Annotated in this window: 4 protein-coding genes; all 4 read left to right on the top strand. The window is 75.8% G+C overall.

Annotated features, from left to right (window positions below):
- The first annotated feature begins 93 nt into the window (after nt 1-93).
- The 4 genes from ACFWDO_RS21260 to ACFWDO_RS21275 all read left to right on the top strand — a co-directional run bounded on the left by ACFWDO_RS21260 (nt 94) and on the right by ACFWDO_RS21275 (nt 3,608).
- Nucleotides 94-987: an exodeoxyribonuclease III gene (locus tag ACFWDO_RS21260; protein WP_380326904.1), complete on the top strand. Its 894-nt coding sequence runs from the start codon at nt 94-96 to the stop codon at nt 985-987.
- 19 nt (nt 988-1,006) lie between these two features.
- A complete protein-coding gene (locus tag ACFWDO_RS21265) occupies nt 1,007-1,696 on the top strand; it encodes a septum formation family protein (RefSeq protein WP_380326907.1) in 690 nt (229 codons plus the stop codon).
- Nucleotides 1,697-1,705: 9 nt separating this feature from the next.
- A complete protein-coding gene (locus ACFWDO_RS21270) occupies nt 1,706-2,401 on the top strand; it encodes an SHOCT domain-containing protein (protein WP_380326910.1) in 696 nt (231 codons plus the stop codon).
- A 409-nt stretch (nt 2,402-2,810) separates the two neighbouring features.
- Nucleotides 2,811-3,608 carry a C40 family peptidase gene (locus ACFWDO_RS21275; protein ID WP_380326913.1) on the top strand — a complete coding sequence of 266 codons (798 nt, stop codon included), beginning with the start codon at nt 2,811-2,813 and terminating at the stop codon, nt 3,606-3,608.
- Nucleotides 3,609-3,674: the final 66 nt, after the last annotated feature.

Consider the following 3,674-nt stretch of genomic DNA (forward strand, 5'->3'; position numbering starts at 1 on the left):
GGTCGTCGTCCGGCTCCAGGACGACGACCCACCGCTACGTCACCGTCAAGGTCGGGTCCCGCCGGCCCGACGGCCGCCGGTAGCCTGGCGCCCGTGCGCCTCGCCACCTGGAACGTCAACTCCGTCCGTGCCCGCGTCGACCGCGTGATCGCGTTCCTCGAGCGCTCGCAGACGGACGTGCTCGCGATCCAGGAGACCAAGTGTCGCGACGAGCAGTTCCCCCACGTGGCGTTCGAGGCCGCGGGGTACGAGGTGGCGCACACCGGCCACTCGGCGTGGAACGGGGTCGCGATCGCGTCGCGGGTCGGGATCGCGGACGTCGAGACGTCGTTCCCGGGCCAGCCCGGCTTCGCGAAGCCCGCCGCGCCGACGCCCGCCACGCCGCCCGACGACGCCCCCGCAGAGGCCCCGGCCCCCGGCCCCGACGAGGCGCCCGCCACCCTCCTCGACGTACCGCCGCCGGTCGAGGCCCGGGCCCTCGGCGCGACCTGCGGCGGGGTCCGGGTGTGGTCGCTGTACGTGCCGCACGGCCGTGCCGTCGACGACCCGCACTACGCCTACAAGCTGGCGTGGCTGGGGGCGTTGCGCGACCAGGCGTCCGGGTGGCTCGACGCCGACCCGCGCGCCCAGGTGGCGCTGGTGGGCGACTGGAACGTCATCCCCCTCGACACCGACGTGTACGACCCGGCCGCGTTCGCGGGGCACACCCACGTCACCCCCGCGGAGCGGGAGGCGTTCGCCGCGTTCTCCGCCGCCGGCTACACGGAGGTGACGCGCGAGCACCTGCCCGCCGAGCACACCTACACGTACTGGGACTACCAGCAGCTCGCGTTCCCCCGGAACAAGGGCCTGCGGATCGACTTCGCGTACGCCTCCCCCGCCGTCGCGGAGCGCGTCACCGGCGTCGTCATCGACCGCGACGAGCGCAAGGGCAAGGGCGCCAGCGACCACGTCCCGGTGATCCTCGACCTCGCCGACCCGGCCTGACGACGGACCGGAACGCACCGTGACCACCGACCCGCAGCCCGGCCCGCAGCCCGGCCCGCAGCCCGAACCGGCGCCCGAGGAGCCGGTCTTCGCCGCCCCGACGCCGCCCGGCGTGCTGCCCGCGGAGGGACTGGCCGACCTGCACCTGCCGGACCAGGCGGAGGGCGGCCCGGCGACGCTCCCCCGCGGGACCGGCGCGACGCCCCCGCGCCGTGCCCCGCTGCCCCCGCGCGCCCGGCGTGCGCTGCTGTGGACGGGCGCGGCGGTGGCGGTGCTCGCCGTCGCGGGCGGCGCCGTCGGGGTCGGTGTCACGACGGCCCGCGACCGCGCCTGGGAGCCGCTGCCGGCCGCGGTGACGGAGCCCGTCGAGGCGAACGCGGTGCAGCTCGTGCTCGGCTCGTGCCTGCGCGCCCTGCCGTCCGGCGACGTGGGCCGGGTGACCGCGGTGCCGTGCGACGACGAGCACGCGGCCCAGGTGGTCGGGCGCACGGACTCCGCCCCCGGAGCCGTCTGGCCGGGCGGCGACGCCCTGGTGCGACGCGCGTCCGCGGTGTGCGGCCCGGAGATGCTCGGCACGACCGGGCGCGAGGTCGACGGCCTGCGGTTCGTGGTGCTCACCCCGTCGCACGAGAGCTGGTCGCGCGGCGACCGCACGGGCCTGTGCCTCGCGGTGACGGACGCACCCGGCACGCACGACCTGCTGTCCTGAGGTGCCGTCGTGATCCCCGACAACCGGCCCGCGCCCTCCGACCCCGCCGCGTCCACGGGCGACGCCCGTACCGGCCCGGCCCTCGAGGACGACCTGTACGGCCCGCGCCGGGCGCCGAGCCCGGACGCGGTGCGCTCCCTGGTCGCGCTGGCGGTCGCGGCCGTCGCGGTCGCCGTCCTGCGCTGGGGCGCGCGGGAGTGGCAGCTCGTGACCTGGGACTGCGGCGGCGGCTCCTGCGCGTCGGACGACGTCGCGTCGCTGGCGCCCGTCCTCGGGATCGGCCTGCTCGTGCTCGCCGCGGCGCTGGCGTGGCGCGCGACGCGTGCCGCGTCCGTCGGCCTGGCCGCGGTCACGGGCGCGGCCGGGTTCCTCTGGGGCTGGCACGACGCGGTCGCGCAGCACCTCGCCGGGACCGAGGACGTGCGCGTGGGGTCCGCCGTGGCTTGGACGGTGCTGGCGCTCGGCGCCGTCGCGGCCGTCGTCGTGCCGGCCGCGGCCACGCGCCGCGGCCCCGCGCCGCCGGCCGTCCCTGTCCGCTCGACGCCACCCGCACGCCCCGGACCTGCGACGACGCTCGCCGGCGAGCGGGGCGGCGGGGATGGCGACGACATCGTCGGGCGGCTCGAGCGGCTGCGGGCGCTGCACCGCTCCGGGGCCCTGACCGACGAGGAGTACGCCGCCGCAAAGCGTCGGCTGCTGGGCTGACCGGCACCCCCGCACGTCCTACTGTGACCTTGGTCACATTGCGTATCACGACCGACCGCCCGGTTCGGGCCGGGATGCCCCGAGTCGTCCTGCACCGACGCGGGGCGGCCGTTGCCCCGGCGACGCGCCCGGGCCGTTATCGGAACGTGACCGCCCGGCGTCCGCCGGGTTAGCGTCCCTCGACCGCACCTTCCCCAGGTGCCGGCCGACCGGGACGCAGCCGAGTGCTGCCGGCGTCACGGTGACCACGAACCTCACGGCAGCAGCGGGAGACCCACTTCCGGCCGGCCGCCCGGACGCGCACATGCTCCGGACGTCCCCGGCCTTGGGGTTCAGCCACCCGATGGTGGCGGGCCAACGATCTCGGCCTCACCCGACAGCTCATCTCGCAGGCTGGAGGTCACGACCCATGCCCACGTCCCTCGATCCTGCGCGCCCCGGCACCGCCGCCGTGGCGGCCTCCCGGCCGCGTCGCGCACTCGTCGCCCTCGGCCTCGTCGCCGCCCTCACCGGCGGCGGGCTCGTCGCCCAGACCCAGCAGGCCCCGCACGCCTCCGCCGCCACGGCCAAGCCGTCCACGACCTACTCGGTGTCCCGGCACTCCGTCGTGAAGAAGTCCGGCGCCACGAAGGCCAGGTACACGGTCACGGCCAGCAAGAACGGCGCCCGCATCAAGGGCTCCGCCACGCTGATCATGAACGGCAAGCGCCAGTACAGCGCCCGGCTCGTCCACGGCAAGTTCACCTTCGCCCCCGGCCTCTGGCGCTACCGCGTCGGCACCAACAAGGTGCGCATCGTCGTCCACCCGGCCCGTGCGGCCCTCGCGGACAAGTCGACGAAGACCGCCTACGTCACGGCCAAGAAGCCGATCACCCGCGGCCAGAAGATCGTCAAGGTCGCGAAGGCCCAGGTGGGCGACCGCTACGTGTACGGCGCCAGCGGCCCGAACGCGTTCGACTGCTCCGGCCTGACCAGCTACGTCTACAAGAAGGCCGTCGGCAAGTCGCTGCCGCGCTCCTCCTCCGCCCAGAAGAGCAAGGGCAAGGTCGTCTCGCGCAAGAACGCCCGCCCCGGCGATCTCATCTGGACCCCCGGCCACGTGTCGATCTACGTCGGCAACGGCAAGCAGGTCGAGGCCGCCCGCCCCGGCGTCGGCGTCGTGTACCGGCACATCTGGCAGGACAGCCCGCGGTTCATCCGCATCTGACCCCAGCCGAGGTAGTTCGAGGATCGCCGAGAGAGTTCGAGGGGCGGACCGCACGTGGTGGGGGGC

Origin of the sequence: Isoptericola sp. NPDC060185, from assembly GCF_042728595.1 — a bacterium.
Taxonomy (GTDB): Bacteria; Actinomycetota; Actinomycetes; order Actinomycetales; family Cellulomonadaceae; genus Isoptericola.

What these genes read in the sequence shown, in the direction of transcription:
- ACFWDO_RS21275 (WP_380326913.1), top strand. Translation starts at nt 2,811, where the DNA reads ATGCCCACGTCCCTCGATCCTGCGCGCCCCGGCACCGCCGCCGTGGCG.